We start from the raw sequence: 20,814 nt of genomic DNA, 5'->3' as shown, positions 1-20,814 counted from the left end.
TCAGTCCCCGGTCACGCCGTCCGCCAGCTCGCGCAGCAGGTCGAGATGCCCGTTGTGCCGCGCGTTCTCCTCGATCAGGTGCAGCACGACCCAGCGGAGGGTGGGGTGCTCGCCGGACCGCCGCGGCGTCGCGGACCGCGCGTCGAGGTCGAGGCCCGCGAGGATCGCGTCGGTCCGGACCGCCTGGTCGACGTACTCCTGCACCAGCTGGGGCAGAGGTGTCTCGGCGCCGATGGCGAACTCCTTGTCCGGCTCCGCCTCGGTCCAGGCGCCGAGGTCGGGTCCCCCGACGAACCGGGCCTCGATCCACGAGTGCTCGACCCAGCGCAGGTGGCTGAGGACGCCCCCGACCGTCATCATCGGCGACGTCGGCAGCGGCGCCGCCGACGCTCCCTGCGCAGAGAGTCCCGCGCACTTCGCGATCGCGGTGTCCCTCGTGTACTGGAGCATGGTGAGCAGCGTGGTGCGCTCGTCCCAGGTGGTGGGGGTGTCGGTCCGGTTCATGCGCTCCACTGTCGCAGGTCGGGGCGCGGTTCGAGGACCACGACGGGAGTCGGCGTCGACCGTCGGCCGGCGAAGCCGTCAAGCTGTGGATCGACCGCGGCCCACCTCTGCCACAGCCGGTCACGCTCCTCCCCCACGGCCGGGCGCGCTCGCACCGGGCGCGGGGCCTGACCGGCCAGTCGCACGACGGCGTCGGGCTGCGCCTCGAGGTTGAGCCACCAGGAGGGCTGGCCCTCGTCCCAGCCGTTCATCGCGAGGGTGACGAGGTCCGAGCCGTCCTCGAGGTAGCCGAGGATGACGCTGCGCTCCTGCCCGGACCTCCTCCCGACGGTCGTGAGGCGCAGGGCGCCCCAGCCGCGCTTGTTCGCGGTGGTCCACAGGAAGCGGCCACCGCTGAGCCGGTAGAGCGCACGATGCGCGCGCCAGGCGGTGTGCACGATCCAGGGCGGCGGGACGCTCGGCGGTCTGGTCGCTGCTGAACTCATGGCTGACGCCTCCTCGATACGGCCGCCCCGCACCCGTGCTCGCGACCCCTATCGGAGCTAGTCTCCGATGACTGATGTCGTGACGACTCGAGGAGGACCTGATGACTTCCAGGCTCAACCCCTACATCAACTTCGCCGGCAACGCGCGGGATGCGATGGAGTTCTACCGGACCGTCTTCGGCGGCGCCTTGACGCTGAACACGTATGGCGAGTACGGCAGCCCGGACGCGCCGGAAGCGGACAAGATCATGCACGGCATGCTCGAGAGCGACTCCGGGCTCACCCTCATGGGAGCCGACACCCCGCCGGGGATGGCCCACAACCCCGGGGACAACATCACGGTGAGCCTCAGCGGGGACGACGGAGACGACCTGCGCGGCTACTGGGCCAAGCTGGCCGAGGGGGGCACCGTGTCGGTCCCCCTGGAGAAGCAGATGTGGGGCGACGAGTACGGCATGTGCGTAGACAAGTTCGGCATCCCGTGGATGGTCAACATCGGTGAGACCCCGGCCTAGACGGTCACCGGGGGAAGTTGACGGTGTGTGCGGTCCTCCGTACCGCGAGCGACTGCTCTCGAATCGATTCGAGACTCGCTTTCCGCGGTTGCGGTCTGCGCCTCACCGTCTGCGCGCCGTCGCGTCGCGAAAGGGTCGCCCCCCATGACCGCTCTGCCCCTGTACCTCGACCCCGCGCTCCCCGTCGCGAGCCGCGTCGCCGATCTGGTGGCGCGGATGACGCTGGCGGAGAAGGTCGGGCAGATGATGCAGCTGAACGCCCAGGACGGCGTCGAGCATCTCGTCTCGGACCTGCACGTCGGCTCGATCCTGCACGCCTCCCCCGACCGGGTCCGGCAGGCCCACGAGCTGACCGCCACGACGCGCCTGCAGATCCCGCTGATCGTCGCCGAGGACGCCATCCACGGGCACTCCTTCAGCCACGGCGCGACGATCTTTCCCACCCAGCTCGCCATGGCCGCGACCTGGGACCCGGACCTCCTCGAGCGGGTCGCGCGCGCGACGGCGATCGAGGTGGCCGCGACCGGCATCCACTGGACGTTCTCGCCGGTCCTGTGCATCACCCGTGACCTGCGCTGGGGCCGGGTCAGCGAGACCTTCGGGGAGGACCCCTTCCTCATCGGGGAGCTTGCCTCGGCGATGGTCCGCGGCTACCAAGGGGACGGTCTGGGCGACCCGACCGCGATCCTCGCGACCGCCAAGCACTTCGCCGGCTACTCCGAGACGCAGGGCGGGCGCGATGCCAGCGAGGCCGACATCTCGCGCCGCAAGCTGCGTTCGTGGTTCCTGCCGCCGTTCGAGCGCGTGGCCCGCGAGGGGTGCCGGACGTTCATGCTGGGCTACCAGTCGATGGACGGCGTGCCGATCACGATGAACGAGTGGCTGCTCAACGACGTCCTGCGCGGCGAGTGGGGCTACCCGGGCACGCTCGTGACCGACTGGGACAACGTGGGCCGCATGGTTTGGGAGCAGCACGTGCAGCCCGACCACGCCCACGCGGCGGCCGCCGCGGTTCGCGCCGGCAACGACATGATCATGGCGACGGCCGAGTTCTTCGACGGCGCGCAGGCGGCCGTCCGGGACGGCCTGCTCGACGAGGCGCTCATCGACGCGGCGGTCGGCCGGATCCTGACCCTGAAGTTCGAGCTCGGCCTGTTCGAGGACCCGCGCCGGCCCGACCCCGCCCACCAGGCCGAGGTTCTCGGTTCCCGGCGGCACGCCGACCTCAACCTCGACGTGGCCCGCCGCTCGCTCGTGCTCCTGGCGAACGACGGCGCGCTGCCGCTCGCCGGTGGTCTGACCGCGGGCCCCGACGGGCGGGCGAGGGCCGGGGATCAGCCCGCCCGCACGATCGCCGTCGTCGGGCCCAACGCCGACGACCCGCACACCCAGCTCGGGGACTGGGCCGGGAACTCCGGGCAGGTGGACTGGCTGCCCGACGGGCACCCGCGCGCGATGACCCAGACGGTGCTCGACGGGTTCCGCGCGCACGTGCCGACCGGCTGGAGCGTCACGCACGCCCGCGGCTCCGACATCCTGACCCTGGGCCTGGACCCCGACGGTCAGTTCGGGCCCGACGGCCAGCCGCGACCGCCGTTCGTGCTCCCGGCCGAGCCGGACAGCGCCCTGATCGCCCAGGCGGTGGCCGCCGCTCAGACCGCTGACTACGTCGTGGCGGTCGTCGGCGACCGCATCGAGCTCGTGGGTGAAGGTCGGTCCACGGCCACGCTCGACCTCGTGGGCGGTCAGGTCGCGCTGCTCGACGCGCTCGCCACGACGGGCACGCCGCTCGTCGTCGTGATGATCAGCTCCAAGCCGCTGGTGCTGCCGCCCTCGGCACGCGACGCAGCCGCAATCATCTGGGCGGCCAACCCGGGCATGCGGGGCGGGCGTGCGATCGCCGAGCTCGCCCTGGGCCTGATCGAACCCACCGGGCGCCTGCCGCTGTCGTTCGCGGCACACGCAGGCCAGCTGCCGGTCTACTACAACCAGATCCATGGGCAGCACGGCTCGCGGTACGCGGACCTCACCCAGCGGCCGCCGTTCGCGTTCGGCGAGGGACTGAGCTACACCACCGTCGAGTACGCCGACCTGCGCGTCCTGACTCCGAGCCTGCGCTCCGGCGAGACCGTGCGCGCCCAGGTCACGGTGCACAACACCGGCACGCGCCCGACCCGCGAGACCGTGCAGGTCTACCTCCGCGACACGGTCACGTCGGTCACGTGGGCCGAGAAGGAGCTCAAGGCCTACCGGCAGGTCGACCTCGCGCCCGGCGAGCGGCGGACCGTGGAGATCGAGCTGCCCGTCGATGACTGCACCCTGGTCGACGCCGCCGGTCGGCGTGTGGTCGAGCCGGGTGACTTCGAGCTGCTCGTCGGCCCGTCCGCGCGCGACGAGGTGCTGCAGCGGGCCGGCTTCACCGTCCGGACCTGACCCCCGCCCGCGACTCCCGGCCACCCCCGACGAACGGCTCCCTCATGCCCTCTCCCACGACGCGCGCCCCGGCGCGCCCCGCGCTCCGGCAGGCCCGGATCGCGGTCGGCCTGCTGTTCCTGACGAACGGCGCCGTACCCGCGAACCTCATCCCCCGGCTTCCGGCCCTCAAGTCCGAGCTGAGCCTGTCGAACACCGAGTTCGGGCTCGCGATCGCCGCCGGACCGATCGGCGCCCTTGCCGCCGGCCTCCTGGCCGGCATGCTCATCCGCCGGTTCCGGTCGGCCCGGGTGGCGGTGTCCTGCATGGTGCTGTTCGGTCTCGTCATCGTTCTGGCCGGGAGCGCACAGTCGTGGGCCTTCCTGGCGGCGGCACTGTTCCTGGGCGGGGCGCTCGACTCGGTGGTCGACGTCGCCCAGAACTCCCACGGCCTGCGGGTCCAGCGCCTGTACGGCCGCTCCATCCTCAACTCGTTCCATGCGATGTGGAGCGTCGGTGCCGTCACCGGCGGGCTCATGGGCGCCGCCGCAGTGGGTCTGGGCGTCTCCCTGACCGCGCACCTGACCGCTTCCGCCGTGATCTTCGCCGCCGTGAACCTCACCGGCTACCGGTTCCTCCTCCCGGGCCCGGAGCCCGTCGACACCGCTCTTGTCGACACCGCTCTTGTCGACACCGCGCTCGTCGACACCGCGGCGCACCCCGGCTCCACCGCCACGTCGCCCGGCGTCCGGCCCGGCGTCCGCCTGGGCACCCTCGCGGTCCTGCTCGCCCTCGGCGTGATCGCCCTGAGCGGCTCGATCGTCGAGGACGCCGGCAACACCTGGGCCACCTTGTACCTCGCCGAAACCCTGCACGCAGCGGCCGGCGTCGCCGCCTTCGGGTTCATCGCCCTCGCCGGGACGCAGTTCCTCGGCAGGTTGACCGGGGACCGCCTCGTCGACCGGTTCGGGCAGCGCGCGGTCGCCCGCACCGGCGGCGCAGTCGCCGCCCTCGGCATGGGTCTCGCCCTCGCGGTCCCGACGATCCCGGGGACGATCCTCGGCTTCGGGGCAGCGGGATTCGGCATCGCGACCCTGGTACCGGCGGCGATGGAGTCGGCCGACGGGCTCCCCGGCTTCCGTACCGGCACCGGCCTCACCATCCTGAGCTGGATGATGCGGATCGGCTTCCTGCTGTCGCCGCCGCTCGTCGGCCTGATCGCGGACGCCACCACCTTGCGGATCGGGCTCCTGATCGTCCCGCTCGCGGGTCTGCTCGTCGTGGCCCTTGCCGGTGCGCTCCCCGCCCGCAGAGTGGCGACCTCGGCGCGGGCCGGCGCGGGCTCGGCAGCACCGGTCGAATCGCTGCCCTCCGGACCCGAGAAGATTCCGGCCGGGCCGCACGTCTCGTAGACCTCCCGCGAGGCCCGTCGCCGAGCAAGGTGCGACAGTCGGGGCCCCCGCCTCACGGCGGGTCGTCGACGAAGCGGAAGCGCACGCGGGCGCGGTCGAAGTCCACGACGAACGTCGACCCCGACGGAGACCACCGCTCCGGGACGAGGAAGAGTCGCCCGTCCCCTTCGGCCAGCAGCCGCAGACCCCGGTAGCGGTACCGATAGGTCTGGCCCTCCTCCGGCGGGAAGGTGGTCTCGACCACCGCCGGGTCACCGGCGAACAGCGGCTCGGCGGTGTCGACGACGACGGCGGGCAGCGAGACCAGATCGCGGGCGAGCGCCTTGGCCTGACCGGTGCCGGACCACTGCGCGAGGGTCGCGGTCAGCCAGAAGACCGAGGCGACGACGACGAGCACCAGCAGGACGATCGTCGTGCGCCCGGGCCGCGAGCGCCCGGTGGCCCAGGTCGCGCCCCGGGCCAGCAGCCCCGCGCCGACTCCCAGCAGCGCCGGGGTGACCAGGGGGAAGGCGGGCCAGGACCCCACCAGCGGAAACGCGAGCAGCAGCACGAGCGCCACCCCGAGAAGCACCGCGCCGGCGGACCTGAGGACGACGAGCCAGCGGCTGGCGGAACCGCTCGGGACCGCATCGAGGCGGCGCCGCACCGCGCCGTTGCCCCAGACCAGTGCAGCCGTGCCCAGCAGCAGGACGAGCGTCGGGACGAGCAGCGGCTGCGGTGCGCGCATGACGAACTCCTGCGTGCTGAACCCCAGGGTGTCGACGTCCACGCCGAAGTACGCGAACTGCGCCCGCGCCGAGACGTAGCCGAAGTAGAACAGCAGGGCGCTGACCAAGGTGGCCGGTGCCACGACGGTCCCGACGAGGTTCCAGACACGGGCCAGGTCGACCGGCGCGGGTGACCCGGCCTCGTCCGGGGCCGGTTCCGGCTGGACGGGATGCGCGGCCTCCTCCACGACGATCAGCCGTCGCTCGGTGAGGGGCTCTCGTCGGCCCCGTCGTCCGTCCCGGTCTCGTCCTCGGTGCCGCTGGTGCTCGGGCGAAGGATCAGGGTCGAGGCCCCGTCGACGACGACGACCTGATCACAGGTGGCCTGGTCCGGGCACCGCAGCGTGCCGTCCAGTCGCACGCGAACCGACTCGGGCTCCGGTGACGGCGGGACGACAGCGAGCGCGCACCCCCGCTGGTCCTCCGAGATCGTCGCCCCGACGCACGGGGGCTTGTCCTCGCAGCCGACCGCCTGCACCGTGCCGCCCGGCTCCCCGACCTGGACGGCGTCGATCTCGAGCGTCACACCCGCGGGGAGCTCACTGCCCCAGAACAGGGCCTGGCACCACGCCTCACCGACCCGGACGGTCGACCCCCCACCGACCGGCAGGCCGGCCAGCTCCACGCTGACCCCACCTCCGCCCCCCTCGGCGGGGTCCTCGGTTCCCGAGGTCTCCTCCCCGGAGGCCGAGCCGGACTCCTCCTGCGAGGACGAGCCTCCGGTCGAGCCGGCGGCCTGCGACGTCGTGGGTGACGACGACTCCGAGTCCGGTCCGGCGCAGCCCGCCCCCACCGCCAGAGCGAGGGCCAGCAGGAGCGCAGCACGTCGGTGTTCTCTGGGCATGACTCCCGACCCCTCTCCCTGCGGACGTCATTTCAGTCTCGCCCCGGCGCGCGGTGCGGGCGAGTCCACGAGGCGGCGGCGCCCCGGCGACCGGTGGCCTTCACGAGACCGGCGACGTCCGAGCGCCGATCCGCAAATCAGATCGCCCGGATGAACCGGGGGGTCCTAGAGTGGCGGCCGTGCCACATCCCGCAGCGAGCCCGGCGTTCGTCGCCGTCGAACCCCGGCAGCGCTGGCGGCGCGACGCGACGGTCTTCCTCACGAGCCAGACCGTCTCGCTGTTCGGCTCGATGCTCGTCCAGTACGCGATCATGTGGCACCTCACGCTGGAGACGAAGTCGGGCGCGGTGATGGCCTTGGCCGCCGTGTTCGGTTTCCTCCCGCAGGCGGTCGTGTCCATCTTCGGCGGGGTGTGGGCCGACCGGCTCAACCGCAAGCTGCTCATCATCGGCGCCGATGCCATGATCGCGACGGCGACGCTGGCACTCGCGCTGCTCATGCTCGGCGGGGCCGACGACCTGTGGCTCATCTACGTCGCCCTGGCGATCCGGTCGGTCGGTGCCGGGATCCAGATGCCGGCGGTCAGCGCACTGCTGCCGCAGATCGTCCCCACCGACAAGCTCATGCGGGTCAACGGCATCAACGGCACGATCCAGTCCTCGATGATGCTCCTCGCACCGGCGGCAGCGGCCGCGGTGTATGCGAGCTCGACGATCGTCGCGGTCTTCTTCGTCGACATCGTCACGGCGGTCATCGGCATCGCCCTGCTGAGCCTGCTCTCCGTCCCGAGCCCCGTCCGCCGTCTCGCTGCAGGCGAGGCGCGCGCCGGGTACTTCGACGACCTCGTCGGCGGGTTGCGCTACACCGCGTCGCACACCTTCGTGCGGTGGCTGCTCGGGCTCTACGCCGTGGTCTTCGTGCTCATCGTCGCGCCGTCCTACCTGACGCCGCTCATGATCGTGCGGACCTTCGGTGACGAGGTGTGGAAGCTCACCGCCAACGAGGTCGCGTTCAGTGTCGGCATGATCCTGGGCGGCGCGTTGCTGGCCACCTGGGGCGGCCTGAAGAACCGCATCGCGATGGTCGTGGGGGCCACGGTGGCCTTCGGTGGCCTGTCGGTCGGGCTCGGCCTGTCGACGAACCTCTACGTGTTCTTCGCGTTCATGTTCGCCGTCGGCCTCGCGGTGCCGTTCTTCTCCACGACGTCGATGACGCTGCTGCAGGAGACGGTCGAGCCCGAGATGCAGGGCCGGGTGTTCGGTTTCGTCGGCATCGTGATGGCCGTCGCAATGCCCATCGGGATGGCGGTCTTCGGTCCGCTCGCCGATCGGTTCACGGTCGAGGCCGTGCTCGTCGCCTCCGGCGTGGCCACCTTCGGGGTGGTCGCCGCCGCCGTCGCCCTGCCGTCGGGGCGACGCGCCCTGGTGGCCGCCAGCAGCCACGCCGTTCCGTGACGTTGCGGGGCCCGCGTCACCGCGGTGTCCGCCCGCCCCGACCCCGCCAAGTGGAACCGACGAGGTAGGCGCCGAGCGCGCCGAGGGCCGCGAAACCGGTCCGGACCAGGGGCTCCTCCCACTAGCCGTACCGCTTCGGGTCCGCGGCGACGACGCGGCCGATCCCGCCGATGAGTGCGGCGGTGATCGTGCCCGCCACCAGACGGTTGCCGACCCGTTCGGCCTGGTCGAGCAACGGCCGCAGCTCCGCCGCCCGGATCTGCACGTCGAGGCCACCCTGCTCGAGGACCGCGAGCGCCCGTCGCAGGTGATCGGGGGCATCGACCCCCAGCTGGACGGCGTCGACCACGAGGTCCCGCAGGCGGCCGATGACCGCCTGCGGGGCGAAGGCCTCGCGGACCAGCCGGCGGGTGAACGGGGTGAGCACGCCCCAGAGGTCGAACTCGGGGTCGAGCTGCCGGCCGAGCCCGTCGACCATGACGAGCACCTTGAGCAGCAGGGCCACCTCCCGCGGCAGCTGGAGGTGGTGGGCGCGCAGGAGGTCGATGGCCTCGGCGACGAGGGCCACCACCGGGATCTCGGCGAGCGGTCGGCCCGCGTACCGCCGGACGAGGACGTCGACCGAGTCGCGCAGCCCCTGCCGGTCGCCGGGACGGGACCGCCCGCACATCTCGAGGACCGCCCCCACCAGCCGATCGGTGTCCTTGCGGGCGACGGCGACCAGCAACCGGACCAGCTGCTCGCGCAGCCTGTCGCCGATCACGCCGACCATGCCGAAGTCGATCAGCCCGATGGTTCCGTCGGCCTCGACGAAGAAGTTCCCCGGATGCGGGTCGGCATGGAAGAACCCGTCCTCGAAGACCATCTCGCACAGGAGGGTGGCGGCGCGCACGGCGAGGTCCTCGCGACCGATCCCCGCCGCGTCCAACGCATCGAGGTCGTTGATCTTGATGCCGTGCACACGCTCGAGCGTGAGCACCCGCGACGTCGTCCGGTCCCAGAAGACCCGCGGGATGTGGATCCGCGGATCCCCGGCGACCTGGCGCGCGAAGCGCTCGGCGTGCCGCGCCTCCTGGACGTAGTCGAGCTCGGCCCGCAGCGTGTCGCTGAAGTCCTTGACAAAGCCGACGACGTCGTACTCGCGCGCGGGCGCCCAGGCACGACGCGCGATCTCGGCGAGCTCGCGGAGGATCTCCAGGTCCTGGGTGACACTCTCGACCGCCCCGGGGCGGCGGACCTTGACGACCACCTCGACCCCGTCGATCGCGGCGGCGTGCGCCTGCCCGATCGAGGCGCTCGCCAGCGGGACGTCGTCGAACGCGGCGAACGCGTCGTGCGGGCTCGTGCCCAGCTCGTCCTGGATGACCTGGCGGATCGCCTCGATGCGGACCGGCGGGGCGGAGTCCTGCAGCTTCGCCAGCTCCGTCACGTAGGCGGGCGGGAGGAGGTCGGGGCGGGTGGAGAGGATCTGCCCGAGCTTGACGAACGTGGGCCCCAGCTCCGCCAGCATGATCCGCACCCGCTCGGGCTGCGTCGTCGTCCGCGACGCGTCGGTCGGTGCGTCGCGATCGAGCGAGGGTCGCAGCCCCGTCCCCACCGCCCCGAGGACGAAGCCGAGCCCGTGCCGGGAGAGCGTCTCGACGATCTCCCGAAGCCGGTCCCGCCGCCCGCTCACGGCGCCGCTCCGTCCCGCGTCGCGGGCGTCGACTCAGCCACCGACGACGTCCCGTCGCTGGAAGGCGACCATCCCGGCGACGACGAACCCCAGCGCGAGCACACCCATCACGACGGCGGCGCTCGCGCCCACGGGGTCCACGGGGACCATCTCGAGGTGGTGGAACGGTGAGAGTGCGACGAGGGGCTCGGGCCAGTCGAGCGGCGGACCGACGAAGTTCAGGACGTAGGCCACCATCGTCGCTGAGGCTCCCACCGGCACGACCAGGCGTGGCGCCACCCCGAAGAGGAACACCGCCAGGCCGAGGAACAGTGCGACGAGCGGGAGGGTGTTGAGCACGGCCGCCGCGGCATCCGCATAGGCGAGGTCGGCGCCGACGACCGCGGCGCAGGCCCAGGTGGCGGTGGCGGCGGTCCCGGTGAGCAGAAGGACCGCGACCGCGGCGAGCAGCACGTGCCCACCGAGCCACCGCCACCGCAGGACCGGCCGCACCAGGAGCTGATCGAGCCGCTGCGAGTCCTCCTCGGCCCGGGCCGCCCCGACCCGCCAGGTGACGTAGAGCGCCATCACGAGGCCGGTGATCACCCCCATCATCGCGACGTAGCCGAGGCTGATGTCGGCGAGGTCGATGCCGAAGGTGGCCATCAGCTCGGCGTAGGCCGGGTCGCCCGCGACGAACTCCTCCAGGCTCGGCAGCATCGCCCCGGCGACCGCCCCCAGCGCGGCGATCCCGACGGCCCAGCTGAGCAACGTCCCGATCGTGCTGCGCCACGCGAACGCCAGCGGGCTGGACAACCAGAGGTCGCGCGAGCGCTCGACCGCGCGCGCGGCGATCATTCCGGCGCCGCTGTCCCGGCGGTCCCGCAGACCGACGGCGACCGCCAGCAGCGAGCCGACCACGACGACGGGGACGAGCAGCACCGGCCAGTGGTTCCCGCCGAGGGCTCGAGGCGATCGTTCCAGCCGAGCGGGGTCAGCCAGGCGACCCACGACCGCGTGTCTGCGCTGTTGGCGACCATGCGCAGCAGCACGGCCGCGCCGAGGATCGTGGCCGCGGTGCCGAGCACCCGGCCCCGCGACCCGAGCAGCTGCGACAGGGCGGCGGTCAACGCGACGTACGTCGCGCCGAAGCAGGCGACCTCCGCCCCGAACAGCAGCGCGCCGCCGCCGTCGGCTCCGGCCGCGATCATCGCCGTCCCGACGGCCAGCCCGACGAGGGCGCTCGCCGCGACCAGGACCACGAGCTGCGCGCCCAGCGCGGTCCGCGCCCGCACCGGACCGGCGAGAAGCAGCTCGGAGCGATGCGCGTCCTCATCGCCGCGCAGCAGTCGGGCGGTGGTCACGACCGCCCAGACGCCCACCACCATCTGCAGCATCCAGCCTCCGTCCCACACGACGAGCGCACCGATCGACGTCCCGGCCGGCGTCCCCACCAGCACCCGCATGGCCGGATCCTGGCCGAACTGCGCGACCAGCTCTCGTGAGGCCTGGTCGGGGTACATGGACTCGAAGACCTGCACCTCCATCACCGCATAGGCGGCGAGGGCCACGACGAGCACCGCCGCTCCGACCCGCACCAGCCGGGCCGTCAACCGGACGACCGCGCTCCGCTCCGCCGGCCGCGCGCCGGCGGTGCGGTGCGCCGCGTGCTCCACGCCGACCACCTCCTGGCTGGGCGAGTCGTTCCGGGTCAGTTGTGTTCGCGGTCAGTAGTAGGTGAGGAAGATCTCCTCGAGCGAGGGCTCCTCGGTCCGGATCCGGTTCACCGGGACGCCCGCCAGCCGCTCGATCAGCGCAGCGGGCGAACCGGCGACCGCGACCCGCACGCCGCCGTCGATGAGATCGATGTCGGTCAACCCGGGGACGTCTTCGAGCGACGGCACGGGCCCGTCCACCAGCACCTCGATGACGGTGGTGTGCAGGCGACGCAGGTCGTCGAGGGCCGCGACCTCGACCAGCCGGCCGCTGCGCAGGATGCCGACCCGGTCGCAGAGGTCTTCCACCTCGTCCAGGATGTGCGAGGACAGGAAGATGGTCTGCCCCGCGACGGTCACCTCCCGCGCCAGGCGTTGGAACTCCTCCTCCATCAGCGGGTCGAGGCCTGCGGTCGGCTCATCGAGCAGCAGCACGTCCGGGCGGGACATGAAAGCCGCGACCAGGGCGATCTTCTGGCGGTTCCCCTTGGAGAACGACCGCAGCCGTGGCGCGGGGTCGAGCTCGAAACGGTCGAGCAGCTCCGCGCGGTACTTCGCGTCCACCCCGCCGGCGACGCGGCCGAGCAGGTCGAGGGTCTCGGTCCCGGTGAGCTGGGGCCACAGCGCGACGTCGCCCGGCACGTACCCGACATACCGGTGCGCCCGCCGGATGTCGCGCACCGGGATCCCGAGGATCTCTGCGGTCCCCCGGGTGGGGCGCACCAGGCCGAGCAGCAGCCGGATCGTGGTCGACTTGCCCGCGCCGTTCGGGCCGAGGAAGCCGAAGATCTCCCCCTGCTGGACCTCGACGGTCAGGTCGTCGAGGGCGACCACGCGACCGAAGTGCTTCGTCAGTCCGTGGGTGCTGATCGCCGCGGGCACCATGGACACCTCCTGAGCGGGGCGCGCTCCGACCGCTCACGATCGTGCGCTGCTCCCACGCTGCGCCCCGGTGGTCCGGCTGACCAGTGCCGATGGTCCTGCGTCGGTGCCGATGGTCCTGCGTCGGTCGAGGGCGGCCGGACGCGGTCACCGGACCAGCGGCGACCCGTCGTTGAACGGATGCCCACCGAGGGGTGGCTTGTGCCCGACGGCGGTGACGATCTCGGCGGCGACCGTGCGCAGCTTGATGTTGCGGTTCTGGGAGGCCGTGCGGAGGATCTCGAACGCCGCGTCGGCGTCGCAGCGGTTCTGCCCCATGATGATGCCGATCCCCTGGTCGATCACCGTCCGCGACGTCAGCGCGGCACGGAGCTGGTCGGTGATCTCGACGTTCTGGGCGAAGCGCACCGCGAGATTCAGCGCCCGCGACGCCTCATCGGCGAAGCGTTTCGCCTCACCCTGCTCGGTGGGGCCGAAGGCGTGCGGCTTTCCGGAGTACAGGTTCAGGGCGCCGATGGCGTGGTCCCCGCCGTCCAGCGGCATCGACAGGGACGACCGGACCCCCAAGGCGAGCGCACGAGGTCGGTACTGGCTGAACCGTTCGTCGCTGGCGAGGTCATCGATCAGGACGACGTTGCCGCTGCGCATCGCCGTCAGGCAGGGACCCTCGTTGTGGCCGTACTGCGCCTCGTCGAACTGGCTGGCGTACCGGTCGCTGCTGGCGACCGTGACCGGGTGACCGTAGCGGGAGACCGTGACACCGGCCGAGATGTCGCCGCCGAGGAACGCGACGGCGATCTCCACGAGCCGTTGCAGGAAGCCCTCGACGTTGTCGGAGGCCAGAACGAGGTCTTGCAGCTCGCCGGCGGCGTGCCTCGATGCACCTGCGGGCTGGGCGATCGGGATGTTGTCGGACATGGGTGGCCGAGGTTTCCAGGGTTCGAGCCCGCGTTCCGCGTTCACCGGGGACGGCGCGCCGAGTCCTGACGCACGCGAGATGCCTCCGGCTCCTTCCATGGTGACACCGAAGTCAGGACGAACAGACCATTCGGGTCAGCTCCCGCTCGAACCCAGTCGGGCGTCGAGCCGCACTCCGCGGCCGGCGGCCGGCGGCCGGCGGCTCACGGTCGACGCGATCTCCGCCGCGACGACGCGCAGGCGTACGTGCCGGTTCTGGGAGGCTGCTCGAAGGATCGCAAATGCCACGTTGGCATCGCACCGGTTCTGTCCCATGACGATCCCCAGCGCGTGGTCGATCACGGTCCGCGACGCGAGCTCTGCGCTGAGCTGATCGGTGACCTCATTGCCCCGCGCCAGTCGCAGCGCCAGGGACAGCACCCGAGACGACTCGTCCGCGAACCGCTGCGCCTGGCCTCGTTCGACCGGACCGAAACCGGCCAGGAGTCGCGGGTACAGGGTGACCGAACCGGTGGCGCGGTCGAGGTCGCTCAAGGGCACCGAGAGACGCCCGCTGCGACGGGCTCCAGCGGCCTGCTCGAGCCCCGACCGAGTCGTCGGTCGACCGTCGCGGGTGACGGTGATGACGGCCGAGGCCGCGCCATCCACGTGGTGCACCGCCGCGGTGGCCAGTCGCTGCAGAAGATCACTGAGGTCGTCCGCGGCCAGCACCAGCTCGGCCAGCTCGGGACGAGCGGGCCCGGTTGATCCGGGGGAAAGGTCGATCGAGTCGAGGCACGGCACGGTTCGCCAGCGTTTCCAGGGTTCGAGCCCGCGTTCCGCGTGCACCGGAAACGACGCGTCACCGGTTGACGCGCTCGGATGACCCCCGACCCCCCGACTGTCCCACCCGCGAGCACGCAAAGAAAGCGAGCGAGCGAGCTCAGCGGCGCGGGCGCTCCCCCGCGCGCTCGACGATCTCCGCCAGCACGTCCTTCTCGTAGACGTCCCCGGCGTCGACCGGGCCGCCGTCGAGCGCCGACCACTGCCAGTGCGGCGCCACGGCCTGCTCGGCGCCACGGGCACCGAGCCGAAGGTCGAGCACCGCCGCGAACTGGTACCCGAAGCGGGCCTGCAGCGCGCGTGCCCGCCCGAAGTCGCCGGTCGCCTCCCGGTCCAGGTCCGCACGGTCGGTCGCGAGCTCGAGCAGCAGCAGGTTGTGCTCCGGCCCCAGCTTGCCCCGGTGGTGGACGATCAGGTCCGGGATGCGCCGACCCTCGTCGTCGACGAGCCGCACGGACTCCTCGAGGTACATGCCGGACCGGTTGTACTCGCAGTCGATGTCCCACGACTCCTCGACCATCGGACGCAGGTACCAGCCCAGATGGAACGCCACGGCCCGCTCGCTCGGTCGACTCGTGCCCCCGGCCCCGCTGAGCAGGGACCACTCGTTGACGATCGTCGTCGTCAAGGCGATACGAACACGGCTCTGGAGGTCGGAAAGTTGCATGTGCCGACTTTAGTGGTCCGGAGGGAGCGCAAAGGGCCGACCAAGGTCCGGCACAAGGAGGATCAAAGATGCCCGCCGTCCTGCGAATGCTGGTCACGTCCGGGCGAGTGCGGCAAGGTTGCTCCGGTGGCAGACGGCGCGCACGACCCTCGGTCCGCGGCACCCCGGGACGTCAGCCCCGCCCCCGCCGCCGCTCGGTTGCTCGCGGCTGCGCTGGTGTGCGGCTCCGCCGTCCTGCTGTTCGCTGTGCACGTGCGCCCCGTGGCGTACGTCCCCCTCGTCCTGGGGGTGGCGCTCGCGTGGCGGATCGACCGCCCCCTGGGGCGCGACCTGCTGCTCATCGCCACCGGGATGACCATCGTCAGCTCGATCTCCCTCGAGGCGGACCTGTCCGACGCGGGCATCGCGCGGTTCGCCGTGGCGCTCTCGCTGGCCGTGGCAGTCCCGTTCGCTCTGTCGAGGTGGTGGCTGCGGGAAGAGTCCATCCAGTTCCCGTGGCGTGCGCACCGGCCGTGGACCCGGACCCACTGGGGCTACCTGGCGGGCGTCGTGCTCACCGGCTACCTCGTCCTGCCGTGGTACTTCCTGTCCTCCGGGGTGTGGTCGAACTGGCCGCCGCTGACGGGGCCCGGCGACATCGCCCGGCTCTTCGTCGGGGTGGCGGCGGTGGGGACCTGGGACGAGCTGTTCTTCATCTGCACGGTGTTCGCCCTCCTGCGGCGGCACTTCGCGCTCTGGCCCGCGAACGTCCTGCAGTCCCTGGTGTTCGTCTCGTTCCTCTGGGAGCTCGGCTACCGCAGCTGGGGTCCGGTCCTGACCGTGCCGTTCGCCCTGATCCAGGGCTTCACCTTCGCGAAGACGGCGTCGCTGACCTACGTGCTGGTCGTCCATCTGCTGTTCGATGCGGTCGTGTTCGCGGTGCTCGTGCACGCCCACGACCCGCGCCTGTTCGACGTGTTCCTCACTGCTCCCTGGTGAGCACCCCGCTCCGGCCCGGCCACGCGTCTCCCGTGAGGGGGCCTCAGCGTTCGCGGGGGTACGAAAGCCTCAATAGCATCCGAGAGGTGACGACCGATCAGAAGGTGCCCACGACCGGACTAGTCCTCCTCACGCTCGGCTCGGGTCAGTTCCTCATGACCCTCGACAGCTCGGTGATGAACGTGTCGATCGCCACGGTCGCCGCCGACGTCGGCACCACGGTCACCGGGATCCAGACGGCGATCACCCTGTACACGCTGGTGATGGCGATGTCGATGATCACGGGCGGGAAGATCGGCTCGATGATCGGGCGCAGGCGCGCCTTCGCGATCGGCTGCGTGATCTACGGCGCCGGCTCCCTGACCACCGCGCTCGCACCCAATCTCACGGTCCTGATCATCGGCTGGTCGTTCCTCGAAGGCATCGGGGCAGCCCTGATCCTGCCGGCGATCGTCGCCCTGGTCGCGGGGAACGTCCCACCGGAGGGCCGACCGCGGGCCTACGGCCTGATCATGGCCGCCGGGGCGATCGCCATCGCGATCGGACCGCTGATCGGCGGCCTCGCCACCACCTACTTCTCCTGGCGGTGGGTCTTCGTCGGCGAGGTGCTCATCGTGATCGCGATCCTCGCGCTGTCCCGGCGGATCCACGATGCGCCGGTCGAGGCGGAGCAACCCCCGCTCGACCTGGTCGGTTCGACCCTCTCCGCCTCAGGGCTCGGGCTGGCGGTCTTCGGTGTCCTGCGGTCGAGCGAGTGGGGCTGGGTGATCCCCAAGGTGAACGGCCCGTCGATCGTCGGCCTCTCACCGACGATCGTCCTGATCCTGCTCGGGACGGTGATCCTGTGGCTGTTCGGGGTGTGGGAGCGCCGGGTCGAGAAGCGGGGTGGTGAGCCGCTCGTCCGGCTGGCGATGTTCGGCAATCGGGAGTTCACCGGCGGCCTGACGATGTTCTTCTTCCAGTTCCTGGTGCAGGCCGGGCTCTTCTTCACCATCCCGCTCTACCTGTCGGTCGCGCTGGGTCTGTCGGCGATCGACACCGGGCTGCGGATCATGCCCCTGTCGATCACGCTCCTGCTCGCCGCCGCCGGTATCCCGAAGTTCTTCCCGGACGTCTCCCCGAGACGCGTCGTGCGGGTCGGGCTGCTGTCGATGTTCGCCGGGATCGTGTCCCTCTTCACCAGCATGGACGTCGATGCCGGTGCGGAGATCGTGACGATCCCCCTGCTGTTCGCGGGCTTCGGCATCGGGGCCCTCGCCTCGCAGCTCGGCAGCGTGACGGTCTCCGCGGTCCCTCCCGAGGAGACGGTGGAGGTCGGTGGCCTGCAGAACACCGCCACCAACCTCGGGGCCTCGATCGGCACGGCGCTGGCCGGCTCCCTGCTGATCGCGGCGCTGACCGCCTCGTTCCTCGCCGGCATCGAGGAGAACCCCGACGTCCCGCCGGAGGTCGCTGCCCAGGCGACCGTCGAGCTGGCCGGGGGCGCCCCGTTCATCTCCAACGCCGACCTCGAGGACGCCCTCACGCAGGCCGGCGTGAGCAGCGAGGTCACCCAGGCTGCCCTCGACGAGAACACCGAGGCCCGCCTCGACGGCCTCCGGGTCGCGCTGGCCGCGCTGGCGCTCATCGCGCTGCTCGGCCTCTTCTTCTCCGGCCGGATCCCCACCGAGCAACCCTGAGCCGCGTCGACGATCCGCCGCAGCTCTGCTCAGGCGCGCAGTGACACCGTGACGCTCAGGCGCGCAGTGACACCGTGACCGCGGTGACCGGCGCGGGCAGCTGCGTGCTGCCGGACAGGTAGGCGTCCACCGCGGCGGCCGTCGCGCGACCCTCCGCGATCGCCCAGACGATCAGCGACTGGCCCCGCCCGGCGTCCCCGGCGACGAACACCCCGGGTACAGCGGTGGCGAAGTCGTCGGCCCGCTCGATCGCGCCGCGGGGAGTGACGTCGACGCCGAACTGCTCGAGCAACGGTCCCTGCTCGGGGCCGGTGAAACCCATCGCCAGCAGGACGAGCTGCGCCGGGATCTCCCGCTCGGAGCCCTCCACCGGGGTGGGCCGGCCGTCGATCATCTCGACGTCGACGAGCACGAGGGCACTCACGTCGCCGGAGCCGTCGTCGCGGAACTCCTTGGTGCTGACGGCGTAGACCCGTTCGCCGCCCTCCTGGTGCGCGCTCGCGACCCGGAAGAGCATCGGGTACGTCGGCCACGGCTGGCCCTCGGGCCGGTCCTGCGGCGGGCGCGGCATGATCTCGAGCTGGGTCACCGAGCGCGCGCCCTGGCGCACCGCGGTCCCGACGCAGTCCGCTCCGGTGTCACCGCCACCGATGACGACGACGTCCTTGCCCGTCGCCAGCACCTGATCGTCATGCGGGTCGCCGGCCGCGGCGCGATTGGCGGGCGGCAGGTACTCCATCGCCTGGAGCACGCCACCGAGCTCCCTGCCTGGGACGGGCAGGTCGCGGGGGGTGGTCGAGCCGATGGCGATCACGATCGCGTCGTACCGGTCGCGGAGCTCGGTGCCGGAGACGTCGCGACCGATCTCGACCGAGGGCCGGAACCGGGTGCCCTCCGCCTCCATCTGCTCCAGGCGTCGGTCGATGTGACGCTTCTCCATCTTGAACTCGGGGATCCCGTAGCGCAGCAGGCCGCCGATCCGGGGTGCACGCTCGTAGACGGCCACCGTGTGGCCCGCGCGGGTCAGCTGCTGGGCCGCAGCGAGTCCGGCGGGTCCCGAGCCCACCACGGCCACGCTCTTGCCGGTGAGCCACTGCGGGATCTGCGGCACGACGAAGCCGCGGGCGAAGGCCTCGTCGACGATCGAGACCTCGATGTTCTTGATGGTCACCGGCGGCGCGTTGATGCCCAGCACGCAGCTGGACTCGCACGGCGCCGGGCACAGGCGCCCGGTGAACTCCGGGAAGTTGTTGGTGGAGTGCAACCGCTCGGCGGCGTCCTCCCACTGCCCGCGCCACACGAGGTCGTTCCACTCCGGGATGAGGTTCCCGAGCGGGCAGCCGTGGTGACAGAACGGGACGCCGCAGTCCATGCACCGGCTGGACTGACGGCCCAGCATCGCGAGATCGTCCGGGTTGCCCGCGCGGTGCGCGTGCACCTCCTGCCAGTCCAGGATGCGGACCGCGACCGGACGGTCGGCCGGCAGCTCTCGGTCACGGGTGGTCAGGAAGCCGCGGGGGTCAGCCACGTGCCACCTCCAGGTTCAGGGCCGGCGCACGAGGCGCCGTCGGTTCGAGTGCACGACCAGACGCGGACACGCCGATCGGCGGGCACGAGCATGCTCGGCGGGGTCGGGCGAACGATCTGTCACACCGTGGGCCGCACGGCGCGCACGTATCGGCGAAATCGTAAGCCCTTCGTCGGGGCGGTCGCGTGAACCGAACGTCCCGTGGACACCCGGCCGGAGGTCGGCCCCGAGGTCAGCGGACCGTCCACGTCCCCGCCGCGAGCCCCATCAGCTTGGGCAGGATCACGTCGCCCGCCACCCGGAGCCCGTCGTGCAGGTACTCGTTGGTGACCCACACGCTCGAGCTGCCCACCCGGTCCGACGTGCCGAGCGCCAGGTCGAGGTCGACGTACGGGTCGTCGTAGTACTGCACGGCCGCGACCGGCACCTCGTTCGCGGCCAGGCGGGCGACGTCGTACAGCTCGGGCCACTGCGTGCGGGCGGCGAGCTCCTCGGCCGCGGCCTGGAACGGCCGCAGCGCCCGGATCTGCGCGAACATCCACGGGTAGACCGCCTCGCCGGTGAGCAGCAGCGGCCGCTCCCCCGCGCCGAACGCCGGCTGCCGGTCGTGCTCGGCCTGCGCCGCCCAGCCGCCCGTGCGGGTGCCCTGGTGGTAGATGACCTCCTGCAGCACCGCGTACAGCGGGTTGTCGTCGAACCCCGTCTGATGGGCCACCGCCTCGAGGAAGGCGTCGCAGGGCTCCCCCGTGGCGTCGTCGACCTGGGCGGTGTCCAGCAGCCAGTGCAGCGCGTCCACCCCGGTGCTCATCCCGAACGGCATCCCGAGCATCTGCAGCCGCTCGGGGGTGAACCGGTCGCCGTTGGGCAGCACGACGCCCGGTCCGCGCGCACCGCCCGCGGCCAGCCGGTCCGCGAGCCGGCCGAGCAGGGCGACGTCGTCGGGGTAGCGCTGGGCGAGCACGGCGTTGCGCGCGGCCTGCCGCGGGTAGGTGTGCCGGTACACCGTCTCGGCGTCCGCGGTGATGCCCGGGAGCCCGCCGGTGACGTAGCAGGCGGTCAGCGCCTCGGGGTGGCGCGACAGGTACGCCAGGGTGAGGAAGCCGCCGTACGACTGGCCGAGGGTCGCCCACTTCTGCCCGGCATAGACGGTCCGGCGCAGGTGTTCGACGTCGGCGATGATCGCGTCCGCGCGGAAGCACGCCAGGTAGTCGGCCCCGGCTGCGGCGCTGTCGAACGCGGCGATCCGACGTCCGTCGATCCGCGAGGACCGACCGGTCCCGCGCTGGTCCACGAGCACCACCCGGTGCGTCGCGAGCGCCGTCGACCACCAGCCGTGCGCCAGGGGCCGCGGTCCCTGCCCCCCGGGCCCGCCCTGCAGGAAGAGCAGGAGCGGCAGGTCGTCACCGGCGCGGTCCGGGTCGACGATCTCCCGGGCGAAGACCTCGATCGCCGGGTACCGGTCGGGTGCCGACCAGTCGACCGGCACGGTGAGCCGGTGCTCCCGGACGACGACGCCCGGCACGCGGTACTCCGTCGAGCTCGGGCCGGACAGGGGCTGCGCATCGAAGGTGGTCACGT

General features: G+C 72.0%; 19 protein-coding genes. 6 read left to right on the top strand and 13 right to left on the bottom strand.

Translation table 11 applies throughout. The features are described from left to right. Together EUA98_RS02025 and EUA98_RS02020 are read right to left on the bottom strand one after the other, a co-directional pair. A complete protein-coding gene (locus tag EUA98_RS02025; RefSeq protein ID WP_130100987.1) occupies positions 1-504 on the bottom strand; it encodes a DinB family protein in 504 nt (167 codons plus the stop codon). Continuing rightward, positions 501-989 (bottom strand): nitroreductase/quinone reductase family protein, encoded by a 489-nt coding sequence (locus EUA98_RS02020; RefSeq protein WP_130100986.1) that lies wholly within the window; start codon positions 987-989, stop codon positions 501-503. The genes EUA98_RS02025 and EUA98_RS02020 overlap by 4 nt, the downstream gene beginning before the upstream one ends. Before the next feature lie 101 nt (positions 990-1,090). Here EUA98_RS02020 and EUA98_RS02015 point away from each other — a divergent pair, with 101 nt between their 5' ends. From EUA98_RS02015 to EUA98_RS02005, 3 genes are all read left to right on the top strand, one after another. Further along, on the top strand, positions 1,091-1,504 hold the full coding sequence (locus EUA98_RS02015) for a VOC family protein (RefSeq protein WP_130100985.1): 414 nt from the start codon (positions 1,091-1,093) through the stop codon (positions 1,502-1,504). Positions 1,505-1,648: 144 nt separating this feature from the next. After that, positions 1,649-3,937 (top strand): exo-beta-d-1,3/1,6-glucosidase, encoded by a 2,289-nt coding sequence (locus EUA98_RS02010; RefSeq protein WP_130100984.1) that lies wholly within the window; start codon positions 1,649-1,651, stop codon positions 3,935-3,937. 44 nt (positions 3,938-3,981) lie between these two features. Then, on the top strand, positions 3,982-5,328 hold the full coding sequence (locus EUA98_RS02005; RefSeq protein ID WP_130100983.1) for an MFS transporter: 1,347 nt from the start codon (positions 3,982-3,984) through the stop codon (positions 5,326-5,328). A 52-nt stretch (positions 5,329-5,380) separates the two neighbouring features. On the opposite strand, the gene EUA98_RS02000 is transcribed toward EUA98_RS02005, so the two are convergent. Both EUA98_RS02000 and EUA98_RS01995 read right to left on the bottom strand, forming a co-directional pair. Next, positions 5,381-6,283, bottom strand: coding sequence for a hypothetical protein (locus tag EUA98_RS02000; RefSeq protein ID WP_207218931.1), 903 nt, complete (start codon positions 6,281-6,283; stop codon positions 5,381-5,383). 5 nt (positions 6,284-6,288) lie between these two features. Next, positions 6,289-6,939: a hypothetical protein gene (locus EUA98_RS01995; protein WP_130100982.1), complete on the bottom strand. Its 651-nt coding sequence runs from the start codon at positions 6,937-6,939 to the stop codon at positions 6,289-6,291. A gap of 179 nt (positions 6,940-7,118) precedes the next feature. Between EUA98_RS01995 and EUA98_RS01990 the strand changes: the two genes are divergently transcribed. Then, positions 7,119-8,393 (top strand): MFS transporter, encoded by a 1,275-nt coding sequence (locus EUA98_RS01990; RefSeq protein ID WP_242511211.1) that lies wholly within the window; start codon positions 7,119-7,121, stop codon positions 8,391-8,393. 121 nt (positions 8,394-8,514) lie between these two features. Here EUA98_RS01990 and EUA98_RS01985 read toward each other — a convergent pair whose 3' ends face one another. The 7 genes from EUA98_RS01985 to EUA98_RS01955 all read right to left on the bottom strand — a co-directional run bounded on the left by EUA98_RS01985 (position 8,515) and on the right by EUA98_RS01955 (position 15,051). Beyond that, entirely contained in the window at positions 8,515-10,068 is a 1,554-nt protein-coding gene (locus tag EUA98_RS01985; RefSeq protein WP_207218930.1) for an ABC1 kinase family protein, read from the bottom strand. Positions 10,069-10,101: 33 nt separating this feature from the next. Beyond that, entirely contained in the window at positions 10,102-10,989 is an 888-nt protein-coding gene (locus EUA98_RS01980) for an efflux permease Rv1217c-related protein (RefSeq protein ID WP_130100981.1), read from the bottom strand. Then, entirely contained in the window at positions 10,902-11,723 is an 822-nt protein-coding gene (locus EUA98_RS01975) for an efflux permease Rv1217c-related protein (RefSeq protein ID WP_130100980.1), read from the bottom strand. Before EUA98_RS01975 ends, EUA98_RS01980 begins: the two co-directional genes overlap by 88 nt. Before the next feature lie 51 nt (positions 11,724-11,774). Next, the gene (locus EUA98_RS01970; protein ID WP_130100979.1) at positions 11,775-12,647 is read right to left on the bottom strand and encodes an ABC transporter ATP-binding protein; all 873 of its coding nucleotides are present in this window, start codon (positions 12,645-12,647) and stop codon (positions 11,775-11,777) included. A gap of 144 nt (positions 12,648-12,791) precedes the next feature. Continuing rightward, positions 12,792-13,562 (bottom strand): GAF and ANTAR domain-containing protein, encoded by a 771-nt coding sequence (locus tag EUA98_RS01965; protein ID WP_165372685.1) that lies wholly within the window; start codon positions 13,560-13,562, stop codon positions 12,792-12,794. 135 nt (positions 13,563-13,697) lie between these two features. Beyond that, positions 13,698-14,345, bottom strand: coding sequence for an ANTAR domain-containing protein (locus tag EUA98_RS01960; RefSeq protein WP_165372684.1), 648 nt, complete (start codon positions 14,343-14,345; stop codon positions 13,698-13,700). Positions 14,346-14,484: 139 nt separating this feature from the next. Then, the gene (locus tag EUA98_RS01955; RefSeq protein ID WP_130100976.1) at positions 14,485-15,051 is read right to left on the bottom strand and encodes a hypothetical protein; all 567 of its coding nucleotides are present in this window, start codon (positions 15,049-15,051) and stop codon (positions 14,485-14,487) included. Positions 15,052-15,177: 126 nt separating this feature from the next. Here EUA98_RS01955 and EUA98_RS01950 point away from each other — a divergent pair, with 126 nt between their 5' ends. Both EUA98_RS01950 and EUA98_RS01945 read left to right on the top strand, forming a co-directional pair. Continuing rightward, complete coding sequence (locus tag EUA98_RS01950; protein ID WP_130100975.1) at positions 15,178-16,029, top strand: CPBP family intramembrane glutamic endopeptidase; 852 nt, start codon at positions 15,178-15,180, stop codon at positions 16,027-16,029. An 86-nt stretch (positions 16,030-16,115) separates the two neighbouring features. After that, positions 16,116-17,708 (top strand): MFS transporter, encoded by a 1,593-nt coding sequence (locus EUA98_RS01945; RefSeq protein WP_242511209.1) that lies wholly within the window; start codon positions 16,116-16,118, stop codon positions 17,706-17,708. A gap of 55 nt (positions 17,709-17,763) precedes the next feature. Here EUA98_RS01945 and EUA98_RS01940 read toward each other — a convergent pair whose 3' ends face one another. Further along, the gene (locus EUA98_RS01940) at positions 17,764-19,236 is read right to left on the bottom strand and encodes a glutamate synthase subunit beta (protein WP_130100974.1); all 1,473 of its coding nucleotides are present in this window, start codon (positions 19,234-19,236) and stop codon (positions 17,764-17,766) included. A 232-nt stretch (positions 19,237-19,468) separates the two neighbouring features. Then, the gene (locus tag EUA98_RS01935) at positions 19,469-20,812 is read right to left on the bottom strand and encodes an alpha/beta fold hydrolase (protein WP_242511208.1); all 1,344 of its coding nucleotides are present in this window, start codon (positions 20,810-20,812) and stop codon (positions 19,469-19,471) included. Positions 20,813-20,814 lie beyond the last annotated feature (2 nt).

Origin of the sequence: Pengzhenrongella frigida (assembly GCF_004168625.1) — a bacterium.
Classification (GTDB): domain Bacteria; phylum Actinomycetota; class Actinomycetes; order Actinomycetales; family Cellulomonadaceae; genus Pengzhenrongella; species Pengzhenrongella frigida.
The sequence above is the reverse complement of the archived record's forward strand: the minus strand, read 5'-3'. Positions and strand labels throughout refer to the sequence as shown.